14 protein-coding genes and 3 tRNA genes are annotated in these 16,512 nt (G+C 64.3%); 2 read left to right on the top strand and 15 right to left on the bottom strand.

Annotation, left to right across the window (positions count from 1 at the left end):
* Positions 1-6: 6 nt before the first annotated feature.
* From nuoG to AC1RWL_RS19270, 11 genes are all read right to left on the bottom strand, one after another.
* A complete protein-coding gene (nuoG, locus tag AC1RWL_RS19320; protein WP_493096307.1) occupies positions 7-2,085 on the bottom strand; it encodes an NADH-quinone oxidoreductase subunit NuoG in 2,079 nt (692 codons plus the stop codon).
* 121 nt (positions 2,086-2,206) lie between these two features.
* Positions 2,207-2,869 carry a helix-hairpin-helix domain-containing protein gene (locus tag AC1RWL_RS19315; protein WP_493096308.1) on the bottom strand — a complete coding sequence of 221 codons (663 nt, stop codon included), beginning with the start codon at positions 2,867-2,869 and terminating at the stop codon, positions 2,207-2,209.
* 5 nt (positions 2,870-2,874) lie between these two features.
* Positions 2,875-4,179, bottom strand: a complete 1,305-nt coding sequence (gene nuoF / locus AC1RWL_RS19310; RefSeq protein ID WP_256118998.1) for an NADH-quinone oxidoreductase subunit NuoF — start codon at positions 4,177-4,179, stop codon at positions 2,875-2,877.
* A gap of 11 nt (positions 4,180-4,190) precedes the next feature.
* Positions 4,191-5,324: an NADH-quinone oxidoreductase subunit E gene (locus AC1RWL_RS19305; protein ID WP_493096309.1), complete on the bottom strand. Its 1,134-nt coding sequence runs from the start codon at positions 5,322-5,324 to the stop codon at positions 4,191-4,193.
* Positions 5,325-5,340: 16 nt separating this feature from the next.
* Positions 5,341-5,580 (bottom strand): hypothetical protein, encoded by a 240-nt coding sequence (locus AC1RWL_RS19300; RefSeq protein WP_493096310.1) that lies wholly within the window; start codon positions 5,578-5,580, stop codon positions 5,341-5,343.
* Positions 5,580-6,770 (bottom strand): NADH-quinone oxidoreductase subunit D, encoded by a 1,191-nt coding sequence (locus AC1RWL_RS19295; RefSeq protein ID WP_256118995.1) that lies wholly within the window; start codon positions 6,768-6,770, stop codon positions 5,580-5,582. The genes AC1RWL_RS19300 and AC1RWL_RS19295 overlap by 1 nt, the downstream gene beginning before the upstream one ends.
* Before the next feature lie 193 nt (positions 6,771-6,963).
* Positions 6,964-7,566, bottom strand: a complete 603-nt coding sequence (locus AC1RWL_RS19290) for an NADH-quinone oxidoreductase subunit C (RefSeq protein WP_256118994.1) — start codon at positions 7,564-7,566, stop codon at positions 6,964-6,966.
* 17 nt (positions 7,567-7,583) lie between these two features.
* Positions 7,584-8,159 carry a NuoB/complex I 20 kDa subunit family protein gene (locus AC1RWL_RS19285; RefSeq protein WP_256118993.1) on the bottom strand — a complete coding sequence of 192 codons (576 nt, stop codon included), beginning with the start codon at positions 8,157-8,159 and terminating at the stop codon, positions 7,584-7,586.
* Positions 8,150-8,515 (bottom strand): NADH-quinone oxidoreductase subunit A, encoded by a 366-nt coding sequence (locus AC1RWL_RS19280; RefSeq protein WP_119258712.1) that lies wholly within the window; start codon positions 8,513-8,515, stop codon positions 8,150-8,152. The genes AC1RWL_RS19285 and AC1RWL_RS19280 overlap by 10 nt, the downstream gene beginning before the upstream one ends.
* A gap of 467 nt (positions 8,516-8,982) precedes the next feature.
* Positions 8,983-9,059: transfer RNA gene (locus AC1RWL_RS19275), tRNA-Asp, on the bottom strand.
* A 45-nt stretch (positions 9,060-9,104) separates the two neighbouring features.
* A tRNA-Asp gene (locus tag AC1RWL_RS19270) sits at positions 9,105-9,181 on the bottom strand.
* A 245-nt stretch (positions 9,182-9,426) separates the two neighbouring features.
* Between AC1RWL_RS19270 and AC1RWL_RS19265 the strand changes: the two genes are divergently transcribed.
* Positions 9,427-9,502: transfer RNA gene (locus AC1RWL_RS19265), tRNA-Val, on the top strand.
* A gap of 70 nt (positions 9,503-9,572) precedes the next feature.
* On the opposite strand, the gene AC1RWL_RS19260 is transcribed toward AC1RWL_RS19265, so the two are convergent.
* Positions 9,573-10,769 (bottom strand): glycosyltransferase family 4 protein, encoded by a 1,197-nt coding sequence (locus AC1RWL_RS19260; RefSeq protein WP_493096311.1) that lies wholly within the window; start codon positions 10,767-10,769, stop codon positions 9,573-9,575.
* Between the two features lie 244 nt (positions 10,770-11,013).
* Here AC1RWL_RS19260 and AC1RWL_RS19255 point away from each other — a divergent pair, with 244 nt between their 5' ends.
* On the top strand, positions 11,014-12,198 hold the full coding sequence (locus tag AC1RWL_RS19255) for a polysaccharide pyruvyl transferase family protein (RefSeq protein WP_493096312.1): 1,185 nt from the start codon (positions 11,014-11,016) through the stop codon (positions 12,196-12,198).
* Between the two features lie 27 nt (positions 12,199-12,225).
* Here the strand turns inward: AC1RWL_RS19255 and AC1RWL_RS19250 are convergent, their stop codons facing one another.
* From AC1RWL_RS19250 to AC1RWL_RS19240, 3 genes are all read right to left on the bottom strand, one after another.
* Positions 12,226-13,434: a polysaccharide biosynthesis/export family protein gene (locus tag AC1RWL_RS19250; protein ID WP_493096313.1), complete on the bottom strand. Its 1,209-nt coding sequence runs from the start codon at positions 13,432-13,434 to the stop codon at positions 12,226-12,228.
* Positions 13,435-13,498: 64 nt separating this feature from the next.
* Positions 13,499-15,670, bottom strand: coding sequence for a GumC family protein (locus tag AC1RWL_RS19245; protein WP_493096314.1), 2,172 nt, complete (start codon positions 15,668-15,670; stop codon positions 13,499-13,501).
* Between the two features lie 26 nt (positions 15,671-15,696).
* On the bottom strand, positions 15,697-16,497 hold the full coding sequence (locus AC1RWL_RS19240; RefSeq protein WP_439617061.1) for a response regulator transcription factor: 801 nt from the start codon (positions 16,495-16,497) through the stop codon (positions 15,697-15,699).
* Between the last annotated feature and the right edge of the window lie 15 nt (positions 16,498-16,512).

Genomic DNA, 16,512 nt, shown 5'->3' with positions numbered 1-16,512 from the left:
TCGCGCTCATTCCGCCGCGGCTTTGAAATTGTTGCGGGCCAGCGCCGAGCACTCGGCCATGACCGCGGAGGCGCGCGCTATCGGGTTCGTCAAATAGAAGTCTTTGATCGGAGACGCAAACCCGGAATTCGCCATCGTCCCGCCTTTTTTCGCAAGTGCGGAAAGATCGGCGATTTCGCCCGTCGCAATCTCGTCGACTGCGGCAAAATGCGGGTGTGCGGCGTGGAGTTTTGCGCGCAACTGGACCAGCGAATCGAACGGCAGCTTCTTGCCCAGCACGTCGGAAAGCGCGCGCAGGATCGCCCAGTCCTCGCGGGCGTCGCCCGGCGCGAAGCCGGCGCGGTTGCCCACCTGGACGCGGCCTTCGGTGTTGACCCAGGTGCCCGACTTCTCGGTGTAGGTCGCGCCCGGCAGGATGACGTCGGCGACATGCGCCGCGTTGTCGCCGTGCGAGCCGATATAGACCGTGAAGGCGGTCTTCCTGGCAAAGTCCATTTCGTCGGCGCCGAGCAGGAAGAGCACGTCCGTGCCATCAAGCATGTCGGCTGCGACCTTGCCGCCCTCGCCCGGCACGAAGCCGAGATCGAGGCCGCCGACGCGGGACGCCGCGGTGTGGAGAACGGCGAGGCCGTTCCAGTCCGCCTTCACCGCGCCGACGCTTTCGGCGAGCTTGGTGACGGCCGAGAGGACGGCGAGGCCATCGGCACGCGACAGCGCACCCTGGCCGACGATGATCATCGGGCGCTGGGCCTTCTTGAGCTTGGCAGCAAACTTGACCGAACCGTCGATGAGGCCGGAGAGCGTGTCCGTGCCGGCGCCGAGATATTCGTAGCCGTAGCGCAGCTCGCCCTGTTCGCCGATCACGCCGATCGGGAAATTGTCCATCCGCCAGCGCTTGCGGATGCGGGCGTTGAGCACGGCCGCCTCGAAGCGCGGGTTGGATCCGACGATCAGCAGCGCATCGGCCTCTTCGATGCCTTCGATGGTCGGGTTGAACAGGTAGCTGGCGCGGCCGAGCGACGGGTCGAGCGTGGAACCGTCCTGGCGGCAGTCGATGTTGGTCGAGCCGAGCGCGGTCATCAGCTCGCGCAGCGCGAACATTTCCTCGACGGAGGCGAGATCACCGGCAATGGCGCCGATGCGATCACCGGACGTGCCGGCAACGGCGGTCTTGATGGCACCGAAAGCCTCTGCCCAGGTGGCGGGCTGGAGACGGCCGTCCTTGCGAACGTACGGACGGTCGAGGCGCTGGGTCTTCAGGCCGTCCCAGATGAAGCGGGTCTTGTCGGAGATCCACTCTTCGTTGATCTCTTCGTTGACGCGCGGCAGGATGCGCATGACTTCGCGGCCGCGGGTATCGACGCGGATCGCCGAGCCGACGGCGTCCATGACGTCGATCGATTCGGTCTTGTTCAGTTCCCACGGACGGGCCGTGAAGGCGAAGGGCTTGGAGGTGAGCGCGCCGACCGGGCAGAGGTCGACCACGTTGCCCTGAAGCTCGGAGGTCATCGCCTGTTCGAGATAGGTGGTGATCTCGGCGTCCTCACCGCGGCCGATCAGGCCGAGCTCGGTGATGCCGGCGACTTCCGTCGTGAAACGAACGCAGCGCGTGCAGTGGATGCAGCGGTTCATGATCGTCTTGACGAGCGGGCCGATATACTTGTCCTCGACCGCGCGCTTGTTTTCCTGGTAGCGCGAACTGTCGATGCCGAAGGCCATCGCCTGGTCCTGCAGGTCGCATTCGCCGCCCTGGTCGCAGATCGGGCAGTCGAGCGGGTGGTTGATGAGCAGGAACTCCATCACCCCTTCGCGCGCCTTCTTGACCATCGGCGTGGTGGTGAAGACTTCCGGCGGCTCGCCGTTCGGGCCGGGGCGCAGGTCGCGCACGCTCATGGCGCAGGAGGCCGCCGGCTTCGGCGGGCCGCCCTTCACCTCGACGAGGCACATGCGGCAGTTGCCGGCAACCGACAGCCGCTCGTGGAAACAGAAGCGCGGAACTTCGGCGCCCGCATCCTCGCACGCCTGAAGCAGCGTGAAGTGATCCGGCACTTCGATTTCTTTTCCGTCGACTTTCAGCTTTGCCATATCTCAATTCCCGCTTTTGACGCAGTCGCTGCGTCTTGCCAGCGCCATTCTCTCCAGCCGTTGTTTTGGGCGCTCTGCCCGTCCCGCCGGCCTTTGTTCCATTTCGCCAGTTCCGGTGGGCTTAGCCCCTGCCCTTCACCAGCGCCTTTGCCTGCTCCACCCAGCGATCGCGAGCAATGCGCCCGGCGAACCCGAGTTCGGCTTCAATCCTCGCCACATCCTCGGCCTTCAGGGCCGCGATGTCGGCGTAACGCCGGAAGCCCATGCCGTTCAGCACCTGCTCCAGCTTCGGCCCGATGCCCGAAATCGCTTTCAGGTCATCGGCCTTGGCGGCTTTCGCGGCCGGCGCCTTGCGCGCGGGCTTCGCTTCCACCGTCTTCGGCGTCGCGCTTTCGCGCGCCACCTCGATCTTCGGTTCGGCCTTCGCCACCGGCTCAGCCACCGCCTTCGCCACCGGCTCAGCCACCACCACGCTCAGCACCGGCTTCGCCTTGACCGGCTCGACCGTTTCCGCCGTGGCATCTGCCGCCTCGTCGAGCGCCACCCTGGCGCGCTCCGTCGCGGTCTTCATCATGCCCAGCATCAGCCCGGCCATCTGGCCGGCGATACCGAAACCGATCGCCGTCGTGGCGGCCATTGCCGCCACCGGATGGGCCATCAGCGGATGCAGCGGCACGCCCGGCATCTCCTTCAGCCACGGCGCCAGACCGAAAGGGTCGTCGCCGGCGACTGGCGCCGGCTGAACTCTGGTTGCATTCGCATCCTGTCCTGCCGGCTTCGTCATCGCCTTTACTCCGCTGCTTCAAGCACGGCGCCATGCGCCGTGGCGTTTGCCGTATACTTGTCGATGCGCGCCTCGATCTCCGGACGGAAGTTGCGGATGAGGCCCTGGATCGGCCAGGCAGCCGCATCGCCGAGCGCGCAGATCGTGTGACCTTCGATCTGCTTCGTCACGTCGAACAGCATGTCGATTTCGCGCTTCTGGGCATTGCCCGTGACCATGCGCTGCATGACGCGCATCATCCAGCCGGTGCCTTCGCGGCACGGCGTGCACTGGCCGCAGCTCTCGTGCTTGAAGAAGGCCGAGATGCGCCAGATCGCCTTGATGATGTCCGTCGAGCGATCCATGATGATCATGCCGCCGGTGCCGAAGGAGGACTTCACCTCGCGCAGGCCGTCGAAGTCGAGCGTGACATTCATCATGTCCTCGCCCTTGACGACCGGGCAGGACGCGCCGCCCGGAATGACGGCGAGAAGATTGTCCCAGCCGCCGCGGATGCCGCCGCCGTGCTTTTCAACCATCTCCTTGAAGGAGATGCCCATGGCCTCCTCGACCGTGCAGGGCCGGTTGACGTGGCCGGACATCATGAACAGCTTGGTGCCGACATTGTTCGGGCGGCCGAACGAGGAGAACCAGGCCGCGCCGCGGCGCAGGATCGTCGGCGTGACGGCGATCGATTCAACGTTGTTGACCGTGGTCGGGCAACCGTAGAGGCCCATATTCGCCGGGAACGGCGGCTTCAGGCGCGGCTGGCCCTTCTTGCCTTCCAGGCTTTCCAGCAGCGCGGTTTCTTCGCCGCAGATATAGGCGCCGGCGCCGTGGTGGACGTAGATGTCGATGTCGTAGCCGAGCTTGTTGTTCTTGCCGAGCAGGCCGGCGTCATAGCACTCGTCGATGGCCGCCTGGAGCGCCTCGCGCTCGCGGATGAACTCACCGCGCACATAGATGTAGGCAGCGTTGGCGCCCATGGCGAAGGAGGCGACGACGCAGCCTTCGATCAGCGTGTGCGGATCGTGGCGCAGGATGTCGCGGTCCTTGCAGGTGCCGGGCTCAGATTCGTCGGCATTGACGACGAGGTAGTGCGGACGGCCATCGGATTCCTTCGGCATGAAGGACCACTTGAGACCGGTCGGGAAGCCGGCGCCGCCGCGGCCGCGCAGGCCGGAGGCCTTGACCTCGTTGATGATCCAGTCGCGGCCCTTTTCGAGCAGCTCCTTGGTGCCGTCCCAATGGCCGCGGGCCATGGCGCCCTTCAGCGACTTGTCCTTCGTGCCGTAGATATTGGTGAAGATGCGATCCTGGTCTTTAAGCATGGTTCACCTCTTTACCGCGGCTTCTTGCCGAACACGCGGATGTATTCCGCTTCACCGCCCTTTGCGAGCGCCTCGGCCTGCCTGACCCAGTCGTCGCGTTCGATGCGGCCCTTGAAATTCAGATAGGAATCGACCCAGGCGCGCTCTTCCAGCTTCCAGGAGGAAACCTGCGCGAAGGTGAAGATGCCGAGTTCGTGCAGGATGCCCTCGATCTTCGGGCCAACGCCCGAGATGAGCTTCAGGTCGTCCACGGTCACGGGGCGCGCGATGCCGGCCGGACGGTCCTTGTCTTCGAGCGACGGCTTACCGGCCGCAGCAGCCGGCTGCTTGGCTTCATTGTCGCCGCCCTCGGCGCGCGTGTCGCCCGTCGCTTTGGTGTTGGCGGCCGCTTCCGCCTTGGCGGTTGCCGGCGTCTTCAGCTTGGGATCGGTCTCCACCGCATCGGTCGTCGGCTTTGCGGCATTCGACGGGGGAACGCTGACGCTGTCGCCTTCGGTCTTCTTGGCGCGGGTCGTCACCTTCCTGGCGGCCGGTTCCGGCTCGTTGAGGCTGGTGAGGCCGCCCACCGGGGCGGAAAAGATGCGGTCAACCTGCGGGCCGGTCTCCACGGTGGAGCCCTTGCCGGCATCGAACCGGTCGATGATGTGTTCGAGCTGCGTCGCGGTCAGGTCTTCAAAGCTGTCCTTGAAGATCATGATCATCGGCGCATTGACGCAGGCGCCCAGACATTCGACCTCTTCCCAGGAGAGCGTGCCGCTCTCGTTGAGATGGTGAGGTTCGGCGTGGATGCGCTTCTTGCAGACGTTGATGAGGTCTTCCGCGCCGCGCAGCATGCAGGGCGTCGTGCCGCAGACCTGGACATGGGCGCGCGTGCCGACCGGCCCGAGCTGGAACTGTGTATAGAAGGTCGCGACTTCGAGCACTCGGATATAGGCCATGCCGAGCATGTCGGCGATGGCTTCGATCGAGGCCTTGGTGACCCAGCCGTCCTGCTCCTGCGCGCGCATCAGAAGCGGGATGACCGCCGATTGCTCGCGGCCCTTCGGATACTTCTTGATCGTTGCCTTGGCCCAGCTTGCATTCTCCTTGGTGAAGGCGAAGCTCGCGGGTTGGACATTGTCTTCGGCTAGTCGACGAACGGACATTCTGTAACGCCTTGTCTCAGTTAATCTGCCTGCACTGCGTTTGCGCCGTGTTGACGAATTCGCAGGCGTAGGCCGACTTCTCTTTCTGCATAAATACGACATAGCGGCTGCCGTTCGGCGCCGCGGCCTTGATCTCGTAACCCTGGTCCACCAGTTCGCCCATCGTGGCAGACGACACGCTGCCTTCCGCATCCTGCGCCTGCGCAGCGAAAGCGGTCACCAGCAAGAGGGCGATGGCGGCGGCCAGTCTCGGCATCAGCGGTCAACCTCGCCGAACACGATGTCGAGGGAGCCCAGGATCGCCGAGACGTCGGCGAGCTGGTGCCCGCGACAGATGAAATCCATCGCCTGGAGGTGGGCATAGCCCGGGGCGCGGATCTTGCAGCGATAGGGCTTGTTGGTGCCGTCGGCGACGAGATAGACGCCGAACTCGCCCTTCGGCGCCTCGACGGCTGCGTAAACTTCGCCGGCCGGGACGTGATAGCCCTCGGTGTAGAGCTTGAAGTGGTGGATGAGCGCTTCCATCGAACGCTTCATTTGGCCACGCTTCGGCGGCACCATCTTGCCGTCGACCGAGGAGACCGGGCCGACCTTGGCGTCGCCGAGCAGGCGGTTGACGCACTGGCGCATGATCTTCGCCGATTCGCGCATCTCGATCATGCGGATGACGTAACGGTCGTAGCAGTCGCCGTTCTTGCCGATCGGAATGTCGAAGTCGAAATCGGAATAGCACTCGTAGGGCTGGGAACGGCGCAGGTCCCAGGCAGCGCCCGAGCCGCGCACCATGACGCCGGAAAAACCCCAGGCCCAGCAATCTTCCAGCTTCACGACGCCGATGTCGACGTTGCGCTGCTTGAAGATGCGGTTGCCGGTCAAGAGTTCGTCGATATCGTCGACGGTCTTCAGGAACGGGTCGATCCACTTGCCGATGTCTTCCACCAGCTCGTGCGGCAGGTCCTGGTGCACGCCGCCCGGACGGATATAGGCCGAGTGCATGCGGGCACCACAGGCGCGCTCGTAGAACACCATCAGCTTTTCGCGCTCTTCGAAACCCCAGAGCGGCGGCGTCAGCGCGCCGACGTCCATGGCCTGCGTGGTGACGTTCAAGAGATGCGAGAGGATGCGGCCGATTTCGGAATAGAGCACGCGGATGATCTGGCCGCGGATCGGAACCTCGGTGCCCGTCAGGCGCTCGACGGCGAGCGCGAAGGCATGCTCCTGGTTCATCGGCGCCACGTAGTCGAGGCGGTCGAAATAGGGCACGGCCTGGAGATAGGTCTTCGTCTCGATGAGCTTTTCGGTGCCGCGATGCAGCAGGCCGATATGCGGATCGACGCGCTCGACGATTTCGCCGTCCAGCTCGAGAACCAGACGAAGAACCCCGTGCGCCGCAGGATGCTGCGGGCCGAAGTTGATGTTGAAATTGCGAACGTTGTGCTCAGACATTGCTAGGCCATTTCTTGAAGCTGACGATCCAAAGCAGAATGAAGGCAAAAGGCGGGAAAATTCCGAGGATTCCAACCCAGTTCGGAATGCCCGAGCGTGGGAGCAGTCGCCACAATGCAAAAACGTTGACAATGCAGACGACCACGATCAGCCAGTGAAATACGCTGAATGCCCCCATGACCGCGCCCTACTCCTACTGCTTGGCTTTTTCGTCGCCCGGCAGCACGTAATCGGTGCCTTCCCAGGGAGAGAGAAAATCGAAGTTGCGGAATTCCTGCTTCAGTTCGACAGGCTCGTACACGACACGCTTGACCTCGTCGTCGTAACGCACTTCCACGAAGCCGGTGGTCGGGAAATCCTTGCGCAGCGGGTGCCCCTCGAAACCGTAGTCGGTGAGGATGCGGCGCAGGTCCGGATGGCCGGTGAAGAGGATGCCGTACATGTCGTAGGCTTCGCGCTCGAACCAGTCGGCACCCGGATAGACCGGGAAAGCGGAGGGAACGGGAACGTCCTCGCCAGTCGCGACCTTGATGCGGATGCGCTGGTTCTGGCGCGGCGACAGCAGGTGGTAGACCACGTCGAAGCGCTCGGCGCGCGCCGGCCAGTCGACGCCGCAGACATCGATGAGGTTGACGAACCCGCACTGCACGTCATCACGCAGGAAGGTCAGAAGATCGAGGATGCGTGCCGCGTCCGTCTTCAGGGTGAGTTCGCCATAGGCGATATCCGAAGACGCGACGAGTTGGCCTGCCGCTTCGCCGATATAGGAGGACAGCTCCTGGAGGGCTTCGCTCATGTGTCAGTCCCCTGCCCTTATCGCTCGATCGTACCGGTCCGGCGGATCTTCTTCTGCAGCAGGAGCACGCCGTAGAGGAGCGCTTCTGCCGTGGGAGGACAGCCTGGTACGTAGATATCGACCGGCACCACGCGGTCACAGCCGCGCACCACCGAATAGGAATAATGATAGTAGCCGCCGCCGTTGGCGCAGGAGCCCATCGAGATGACGTAACGCGGTTCCGGCATCTGGTCGTAGACCTTGCGGAGCGCGGGCGCCATCTTGTTGGTCAGCGTGCCGGCGACGATCATGACGTCGGACTGGCGCGGAGAGGCGCGCGGCGCGAAGCCGAAACGCTCGACGTCGTAACGCGGCATGGAGAGCTGCATCATCTCGACGGCGCAGCAGGCAAGACCGAAGGTCATCCACATCAGCGAGCCGGTGCGCGCCCAGGTGATGAGCTCGTCGGTCGAGGTGACGAGGAAACCCTTGTCGGCGAGTTCGTTGTTGATCTCGCCGAAGAAGGCGTCGTTGCTGCCGATCGGCTTGCCGGTCGAGGGATCGATGATCCCCTTCGGCTGCTGCGCGACGAGCGTGGTGGATGCTACTCCCATTCGAGTGCTCCCTTCTTCCATTCGTAGATGAAGCCGATGGTCAGGACACCGAGGAAGACCATCATCGACCAGAAGCCGAACCAGCCCATGTCGCCGAAGGAGACGGCCCAGGGGAAGAGGAAGGCCACTTCGAGGTCGAAGATGATGAAGAGGATCGACACCAGATAGAAGCGGATGTCGAATTTCATGCGCGCATCGTCGAACGCATTGAAGCCGCACTCGTAAGCGGAAAGCTTTTCCGAATCGGGGGCCTTGTATGCGACGGCAAAGGGCGCGACCAGCAGTGCAATGCCGATCACGAGCGCGATACCGATGAAGATGGCGATCGGGATATAGGAACCGAGAAGTTCAGTCATTGGCGTCCATCCTGCCTGCTGCTGGCGCCGGGAAGACGCCTGTTGGTCGGTGACCTGCAAGCCGAGAAAGTATGTTGCAACGCCACGTCGTTAGCGCAGTGAGAGCAACCGCGCAAGGCTTTGTCCGGCTTTCGCCGCAATCATTGTGTTGTTTTCCCGACCGCCCGGAAAGGCAGGTGGCAAAGCCATTTAAATCGTTACGATTTCATGACGGGCGGCATTCCGGGCGTTTCGCCGCAGGTGCGAAGAGAAATCACTTCGCACGCCCTGCCCCACCTCGAATTGGCATCGGGATCGAGTATCGGAATCACGCCAAACGGAAGCTCGAGGTGCGTCAATCTGCACCAGCAAGACGAAGTCCGATTATCAGCGAAGAACCACGCGAAGCATCGTTCCGCCGATTCGATCGAATCGCATGAAGTGCCGTGTGAAGAAACGGCACCAGATATATGGAGGAAAAGGGAAAATGGCGCGAGTGACGGGGCTCGAACCCGCGACCTCCGGCGTGACAGGCCGGCACTCTAACCGACTGAGCTACACCCGCGCATTGTGACCTTGCGGTCCCGACTGTTTCGTCCGGCCTTTCGAGTGGCGCGAGTGACGGGGCTCGAACCCGCGACCTCCGGCGTGACAGGCCGGCACTCTAACCGACTGAGCTACACCCGCATTCCTCGAAAGCGTCCGGATGACGAAGCACCCGTCCCGAGCGGCCCAGAGCCGTTCGATGAGCGGCTAACTAAGGGGTTCGCCTTTGGGTGTCAAGCAGGTTTCACGACAAAAGAATGACGCGCCCTGAAATGTTTCCACACCCTTCTGTATCACCATGGGGACATTCAAAAAATGCAAAAAACTTTTCGATTGCCTCTTGCGGTTTGATCCGGTTCCGCATAGATCACGGCCACCAACGCGGCGGGCGATTAGCTCAGTTGGTAGAGCGCCTCGTTTACACCGAGGATGTCGGCGGTTCGAGTCCGTCATCGCCCACCACTTCTTCCCTCCCCCCGATTCCCTTGTTTTGCGCGTCATTTCAACGCGCCGGCGACACGGATTCTCTCGATCAGAGCCGTTCGCGCACCACGCGCAGCCAGTTCTTCAACGGCTGCGGCAGGAAGGTACGCAGGCCCGGGCGCAGGCCTCGCGGCAGCGACCAGCCGTCCATGGGAAGCGGAGCGGCAAGCGGCGGCGGGTTCGCCTGGATGTCCCGCAGCACCGAAGCATAATGCGCCGCCATGCGGTCGACGGTGAAGGCCCCGGCAACCTTTCGCCGCGCGCCGATGGAAAGGGCGAGCAGACGCGCGCGGTCCTTGTCCAGGCTGCGGATGAGGCCGGCGGCCTTCGCCGGATCGCCGACCGGAAACAGCAGGCCGTCCCGCCCATCCTCGACGATCATGTCCGTGACGCCGCGCAGCGCCGAGGCGACCGGCACGCATCCGGCCGCCATGGCCTCCACCAGCGCCATCGGCAGCCCTTCGTAGCGCGACGGCATGAGGAAGACGTCGTGCGCCGCCAGCATATCCGGCACCGCTTCGGCCGCGACGGCACCGGCATAGACGATGCGCGGCGCCATGCCAGGCATGGCGGCCTTGAGCCGCGCGAGATCCGGGCCGTCGCCGGCAATGGTCAGGGTCACCGAGGCCGGCAGCCGGGAAAGAATCTCCGGCAGCCACAAGACACCCTTCGAGGCATCCTCGATTCGTCCGAGGAACAGCAGGCGCAGCCCCTCCCCGATCGGCCGAGGCAGCCGGTCGGCCTGGGGATAGGCATCCGTCGAGATGGCATTGGCGATGACGGCGGTGCGCTCGGCCGGGAAATGATGGCGCTTCACCAGATCGTCGCGGCAGCGTCGCGAGACGCAGACAGTGGCATGGACATGCGGCCGGATCGCGTGGGCGGCGGCATAGGTGCCGGGCGTGATGTTGTGCACGACCATCAGGCGCAGGATTTTCGGCGAGAGATAACGCACGATATTGGTCTGCACCCGGTCGCTGAGCACATTGACGATGATGCCGTCGAACCCTTCCGCGACGATCGCCCGTTCAAGCTCTCGTGCAGCACTTTTCCCGTCGCCCGGTGGCGTTTCGACGAGCGTGCCGAAGGCCGCTTCGTGCTCCAGCCCTGGTTGAAGGCTCCAGCCACCATGGGACAGACCGACCCAGCGCAGGTCGATCCCGTGCGGCGCGAGGCCGCCGCGCAGGTGCCTGAACACGGTGTAGGTGCCGCCCATATGCGGCAGGACGAAATAGGCGATCTTCATGGTCGGTCCCTCGACGCCCATTGTCCCGACGGATCGCCAGCGGAAAAGCTGGGTCTTGGAAAGCCGCCCCGGCCCTTCGCAGGAGACGCCCAGGCGCCTACCTCTTTTGGTGGAGGCGGGACGTCGAATGGCCTTGTTTTCCGTGTCGGGGCGCGGCGCGATAGTTTGGCGTCCTGGCGGCCCTCGCCCATTTTTTGAATGCCCGGACATCCGGGGCGCCACTCGATAGCGGTGGACAAATTTCATGAAGATCGGCCTGCTCGGACAGTTCGGGTCCGGAAACTCGGGCAATGACGGCTCGCTGGAGGCGATGCTGGTCTTCCTGCACCGGGCCTGCCCGGAGGCCGGCCTGCTGTGCATCTGCTCCGACCCCGCGGTGATCGGCGAACGTTTTGCGCTGGAGGCGGTCGGCATCCGCGGCGCGTCCTTCTCCCGTCCGTTTTTCCGCGCCCTCGATGCCCGGCTCGGGCGCATCCCCGGCCGGATCGCGGGCCTCGTCTCGATGCTGCGGACGGCCGGACGAATCGATGTGCTGGTGGTGCCCGGCACCGGCATCCTCGACGATTTCCAGGAAACGGCGTTCGGATGGCCCTTCATCGTCTATGGCTGGTGCCTTGCCGCCCGGCTGCGCGGCGCGCGCATAGCCTTCGTCAGCATCGGCGCCGGGCCGATCCACGGCAGGCTCAGCCGCTGGTTCCTGAAATCGGCGGTGCGTTTGGCCGATTACCGTTCCTACCGCGACGACTACTCGCTGCGTTATGTGCAGGGCCTCGGCATCGACACCTCATCCGACCACCGATTTCCCGACATCGCCTTCGGCTTGCGCAAACCAGCCCGCCCTATCGCGACGGAACGGCCGACGACGATCGGCATCGGCGTCATGCATTACCGCGGGTGGCAGCGCGACCATGTCGGCGCAGAGGCGATCTACCGGACCTATCTGGACAAGATGCTGCGCGTGGTGCGCGGGCTGCTCGACGAGGGCTACGACGTGCGTCTCTTCATGGGCGACATATCGGACGAAACGACTCTCGACGATATACGCATCGCTTTCGCCGGAAGCGGCGGCGGTCGTTTGTCAGCGGCGCGGACCACCTCGCTGCACGCCGTGATGGAAGAAATCCAGAAGGTCGATATCGCCATCGTCTCGCGCTACAGCAACCTGCTCTGCGCGCTGAAACTCGGCCGGCCGACACTCTCGCTCGGCTATGCGGAGAAGAATGACGAGCTGATGGCCGAATTCGGCCGGATCCCGTTCTGCCAGCATATAGAGACATTCGACGCGGACCTGCTCTTGAGGCAGGTCCGGATCGTCCTCGGCGACCTGCATGCCGCAGGCAAGGCGATCGCCCGGCGCAATGCGATGATCCGTTCCGCGCTTGCCAAGCAGCAGGACCTGCTTCTCGCTCGCGTGCTGGTCGATCGCTGAATGCACAATGATTCGGCAGGGTCTGCCCTAGCGCTGGACGACGACGTCGCCTTCTTCCAGCGCGAGGCTCACCCGCAGGATGTCGCCGGCCATCACCGGATCGGTCTGGCCGACCTCGACTTCTTTATATTGGCCATCGAGCAACCGAATGGCGGAAAAGCGGAAAGCGGCCTGCCGGCTGCCGTCCTTCTTTTGCAGGGCGATGCCGGCCTCGGCCATGGCCTGGACGCTGTAGGCCATCTTGCGGCGAAGGCGCAGGATATCGATGTTCACCTCGCGCAGTTCCGCCGCAACGTCCCCGCGGCGCTGTCCGCGCATGGAGACCAGCCGGCCGTCGATCGCGGTCAGGTTCTGGCGCGCGCGGGCGAGGAAGGAGCCGAACTCCAGCACGTCGCGGTTGGTCGCGGATATTTCGCGCTGTTTCTCGCGAAGCTGGGTCTTGGACGTAATGCCGCGATCCACCATGGTGCGGGCCTGCTTTACGTCCTCGTCCAGCAGGGCGAGTTCGCCATCACGCAGCTTGCCGCTGCGCTCCAGCGTGTCGATCTCCTCGACATAACTTTTCTTCTGGACCTCCAGGCTTTCGAGCTCGGTGGCGAGCGTCGCGCGGCGAAGCTCGAACAGCGTGCGCTCGGACTGCACGACCTGCTGGACGATGCGCGGATCGGGCGTGCCGAGCTCTTCGCGGGCCACATAGCTGAAGTCCCGTTCGTTCAGTTCCGCTTCGAGGCGCGCCCGCTTCACATCCTGCGCCAGAAGCTGCATGCCGAGATCGGCATATTCCTGCCGCAGGCCGGCGAGCTGCACGCCGGCATTTTCCCCCTGCGCCAGCGCCTCCTTCTGCCCGCCGCCGAGCGCGAACAGTTCGAGCGCGATCATGCCGGGACGGAACTCGTAGCGGCCGGGCTTCTGGACTTCGCCGACGATGAAGACGGGGGCATAGGCTTCCACTACGACAGATGCGGAAAGATTGGCGATATGCACCTTCAGCCCCGCATCGATCGTTTCGCGGACCTCGTCGATGCTCTTGCCGGCAGCCGTGATGTTGCCGAGCAGCGGATAGCCGATCGTGCCGTCCGTGCCGATGGGAAAGGACCCGCTCAATCCGAGGTCGCCGTAAACCGTGATGCGCAGCACGTCGCCGCTGGCCAGCCGATAGCGCTGGTCCTCCGCGCCTGCCGCCGCAATCGCCTGGGCGAGGAACAGCAGGCACGCCAGAAGCGCCAGCCAAAGCATACTCGGCGGTGGCCGATGCTGTTTGCGTGTTAGGGCCTGGACTTTTGCCATGACGTTTCGAGCCTCACATCCCGACGATCGACGGCGTGTCGATGGGGTTTTCGCTACGTTTTCCGGCGTCGGCCGCGGACCGATGGTGGTCCGTGACGAGAGACACGACGTTGCGGCGGCTTGCCGCGTTGTTGATGATGAGCCCGCCGACCACGATGCCGGCCGTCTTGAGGGTGCGCAGCGCCCGCACCGTGCGCACGGAATCGCTGCCGGCCGGAACGACGAGCACTGTCGTATCGGCAAGCGAGGAGACGAGCAGCGCGCTGGAACCGTTCGACAGCGCCGTCGAGTCGACGATCACGACGTCATAGGTCTGCCGGAGGGTACAGAGCAGGCGCGCAAAACCCTTGTGGCCGAGAATATGTTCGGCGGGCACATCGACCCTGCCGGCGCAGATCAGGTCGAGGCCGGACGCCCCGTCGCGGCGGATGAGCTCGTCGATCGGCACGTCCTCGGATGCCGCAACCGTATCCACCGTGCGCAGCGGCAGGACGCTGAATTCGTCGGCAATGCCGGGGGCCGTGAGATTGGTGTCCATGATGACGGTGCGCAGCCCCGTGGCGGCCAGCGAGCGGGCAAGACAGGAGGCGACGAGTGTCTTGCCCTCGCCGGGGCCTGCCGATGTCACGGAAACCACCAGCACGTTGCCCGACCGGGCGGAAAGCCGCAGACGGCCCTGCACATCGGCCACGGCCTGGGCGAAGGGCGAAAGGGAATCACGGATGATGCCCGCGACATTGGAGCGCTGCTGCGGAGAAAGCTCCGGGATGCGGCCGATGATTGGGCTCCCAAGGTTGCTTTCGGCCGGATCGGGACGACGCCGGAAGCTTGCGCGCAGTTCCAGGAGAAGGGTCGAGAACGCGCCGCCGCCAAGGCCGAACATCAGCCCGCCCAGCAGCCAGGCCGAAAGATCCGGGCTCGACGGCGTGCCGGACGGCATGGCGCGCGAAATGATGCGCGCCTCCGCCATGGCAATGCCGTCCTGTTCGATCGTCTGCTTGTAGCGCGTCAGGTAGCTCTCGTAGATCGCCCGGTTGGCGCTCGCCTCGCGGTCAAGCTGGTCGGCCTGGACGATCGATTCGTTGGCCGTCGACATTTCCGTCTGGAGCTGTTTCAGGCTGGCCTCAAGGCCGGACTGCTGGCGCCGGGTGACCTCGATCTCGTTGCGCAGGCTGCCGACGATCTGCTCCACCTCGACGTCGATCTGCGCCTGGATCGTGGCGAGCTGCGATTTCAGGTCGGGGATCTGCGGGTTCTTCACCGCGCCGCTCTCGCTGATTGCCGCAAGCAGGCGCTTGAGGCGTGCTTCCTCGGTGCGAAGCTGCTGGATCGCCGGGGAGTTGAGGACCTCCGACAGGGCGAGACCGCCCTTTCCTTCCGACGCGTCGATTGCGGTGGCAAGCCGCGCAACCGAGCCGGCAAGCTGGGCGCGCAGCCGGGCCAATTCCGCATTCAGCCCGGCGATCTGCTGCGACAGCAGGGTCGTGCCGTTCGACTTGACGATGCCGGATTTTTCGCGGAACGAGGTCGCCGTATGCTCCGAGCGTTCCAGGTCGCTGCGCAGGCTGACAAGGCGCGTGCCGAGCCAGTCGCTGACGCGCCGTGTTGCCGTCGTCTGGAGATCGACCTGGTAGTTGATGTAGGTTTCCGCATAGGCGTTGGCGACGTCGGCGGTGAACTGCGGCTCCGTGCCGCTGAAGGCGACGTAGATCGTGTAGGAGCGGCCGTCATTCGTGACGCGCACGCCGGAGGTCAGCTTGTCGATGAGCACGCGCCTGTCGGCGATCACGCGGGTGGCGTGGCCGGGCGACGCCTGGGCGGTGCCGCTTTCCGCCGTCAGGACGAAACCCTTGGCGACATCGACGCCCGAGGCCTGCAGATAGGCCAGGACCCTTTCGGCCATCGAGCGCGACGAGATGATATCGACCTCGGTGCGCAGCACCGGGCTTTCCTGCGGCAGCGATGAAATGACGGATTCGGTCGGCAGGGCCTGAAATTTGCGCGCATCGAGCGCCAGCACCGCCTCGGCCCGGTAGCGCGACGGCTGGTCCTGATAGCCGACGGCGGCAGCCCCCATGCCCACGGCAACGCAGAAGAGGATCAGCCACCGGCGCTCGACGATGACCGAAAGCACCCTGGGAATCGCAGACTCCTCCGGGCCGGCCTGATTTTCGGACCAGATCATGACGGACTTCCTGTTGCGGAGCGGGCTTACGCCCTGCTGTTCTGAAGCGTCTCGTCCGTCAGGATTTCGCCGACCTTGCAGGCGACTTCCGTGCGGTTGGTGGCGCCGAGCTTCTTCATGATGTTGCGAATGTGCACTTTGACCGTGCTTTCGCAGAGGTTGAGTTCGCGGGCGATCATCTTGTTCGCCTTGCCGCGGCGCAGCGCCTCGGCGACGGCGGCCTGGCGCACCGTGAAGGCGGAACCGCAGATCTTGCGCGAGGCGTAGCTGCCGAGCAGGCCGCGCATCGCCAGCACGCTGCTGGCCGGCACGAACTGCCCGCCGGCGATGGCAAGCCCGATCGCCTCGATGCAGACGTCGATATCGACCGTGCTTGGAATGAGCCCGTGCACGCCGAGATCGATGACCTGCAAGACGTGTTCGATGGCATGATTGTCCGAAAGCACGACGACCGGCACCGGCTCCAGCGTCGTCACGAGCTGGGTGATCTCGTCGCGAAGCCCGGGATCGGTGATGTCGTTGCTGCCGATGTTGAGAAGGGCGGCGCGCAGCGTGCCGAGCGAGCCCTTGCGCTGCTGCCAGCTCGCCAGGCCCGAGAAGGTGAAGATGCTGATGCCGATCTGGTGGGAATCGAGGCTGTTGGCCAGACATTCACGATCGAGGTTACGCTTGTCGAAGATCGCGACGTAGTCGTTGACAGCATAACGCTGCGAGTGCCGTTCCATCTGATCCCTGAAGTCGACACGAATGTCGCTGCTGGTCAGTCCTGCCGTCCGGAAAATATCAATCGATTCCCTGTCGGAATCCATCTCGTCGTCTCTTACCATGATACCCCTCACTAG

Source organism: Shinella sp. GW821-FHT10F02, assembly GCF_058809275.1.
This window is presented reverse-complemented; position numbering and strand designations above follow the sequence as displayed.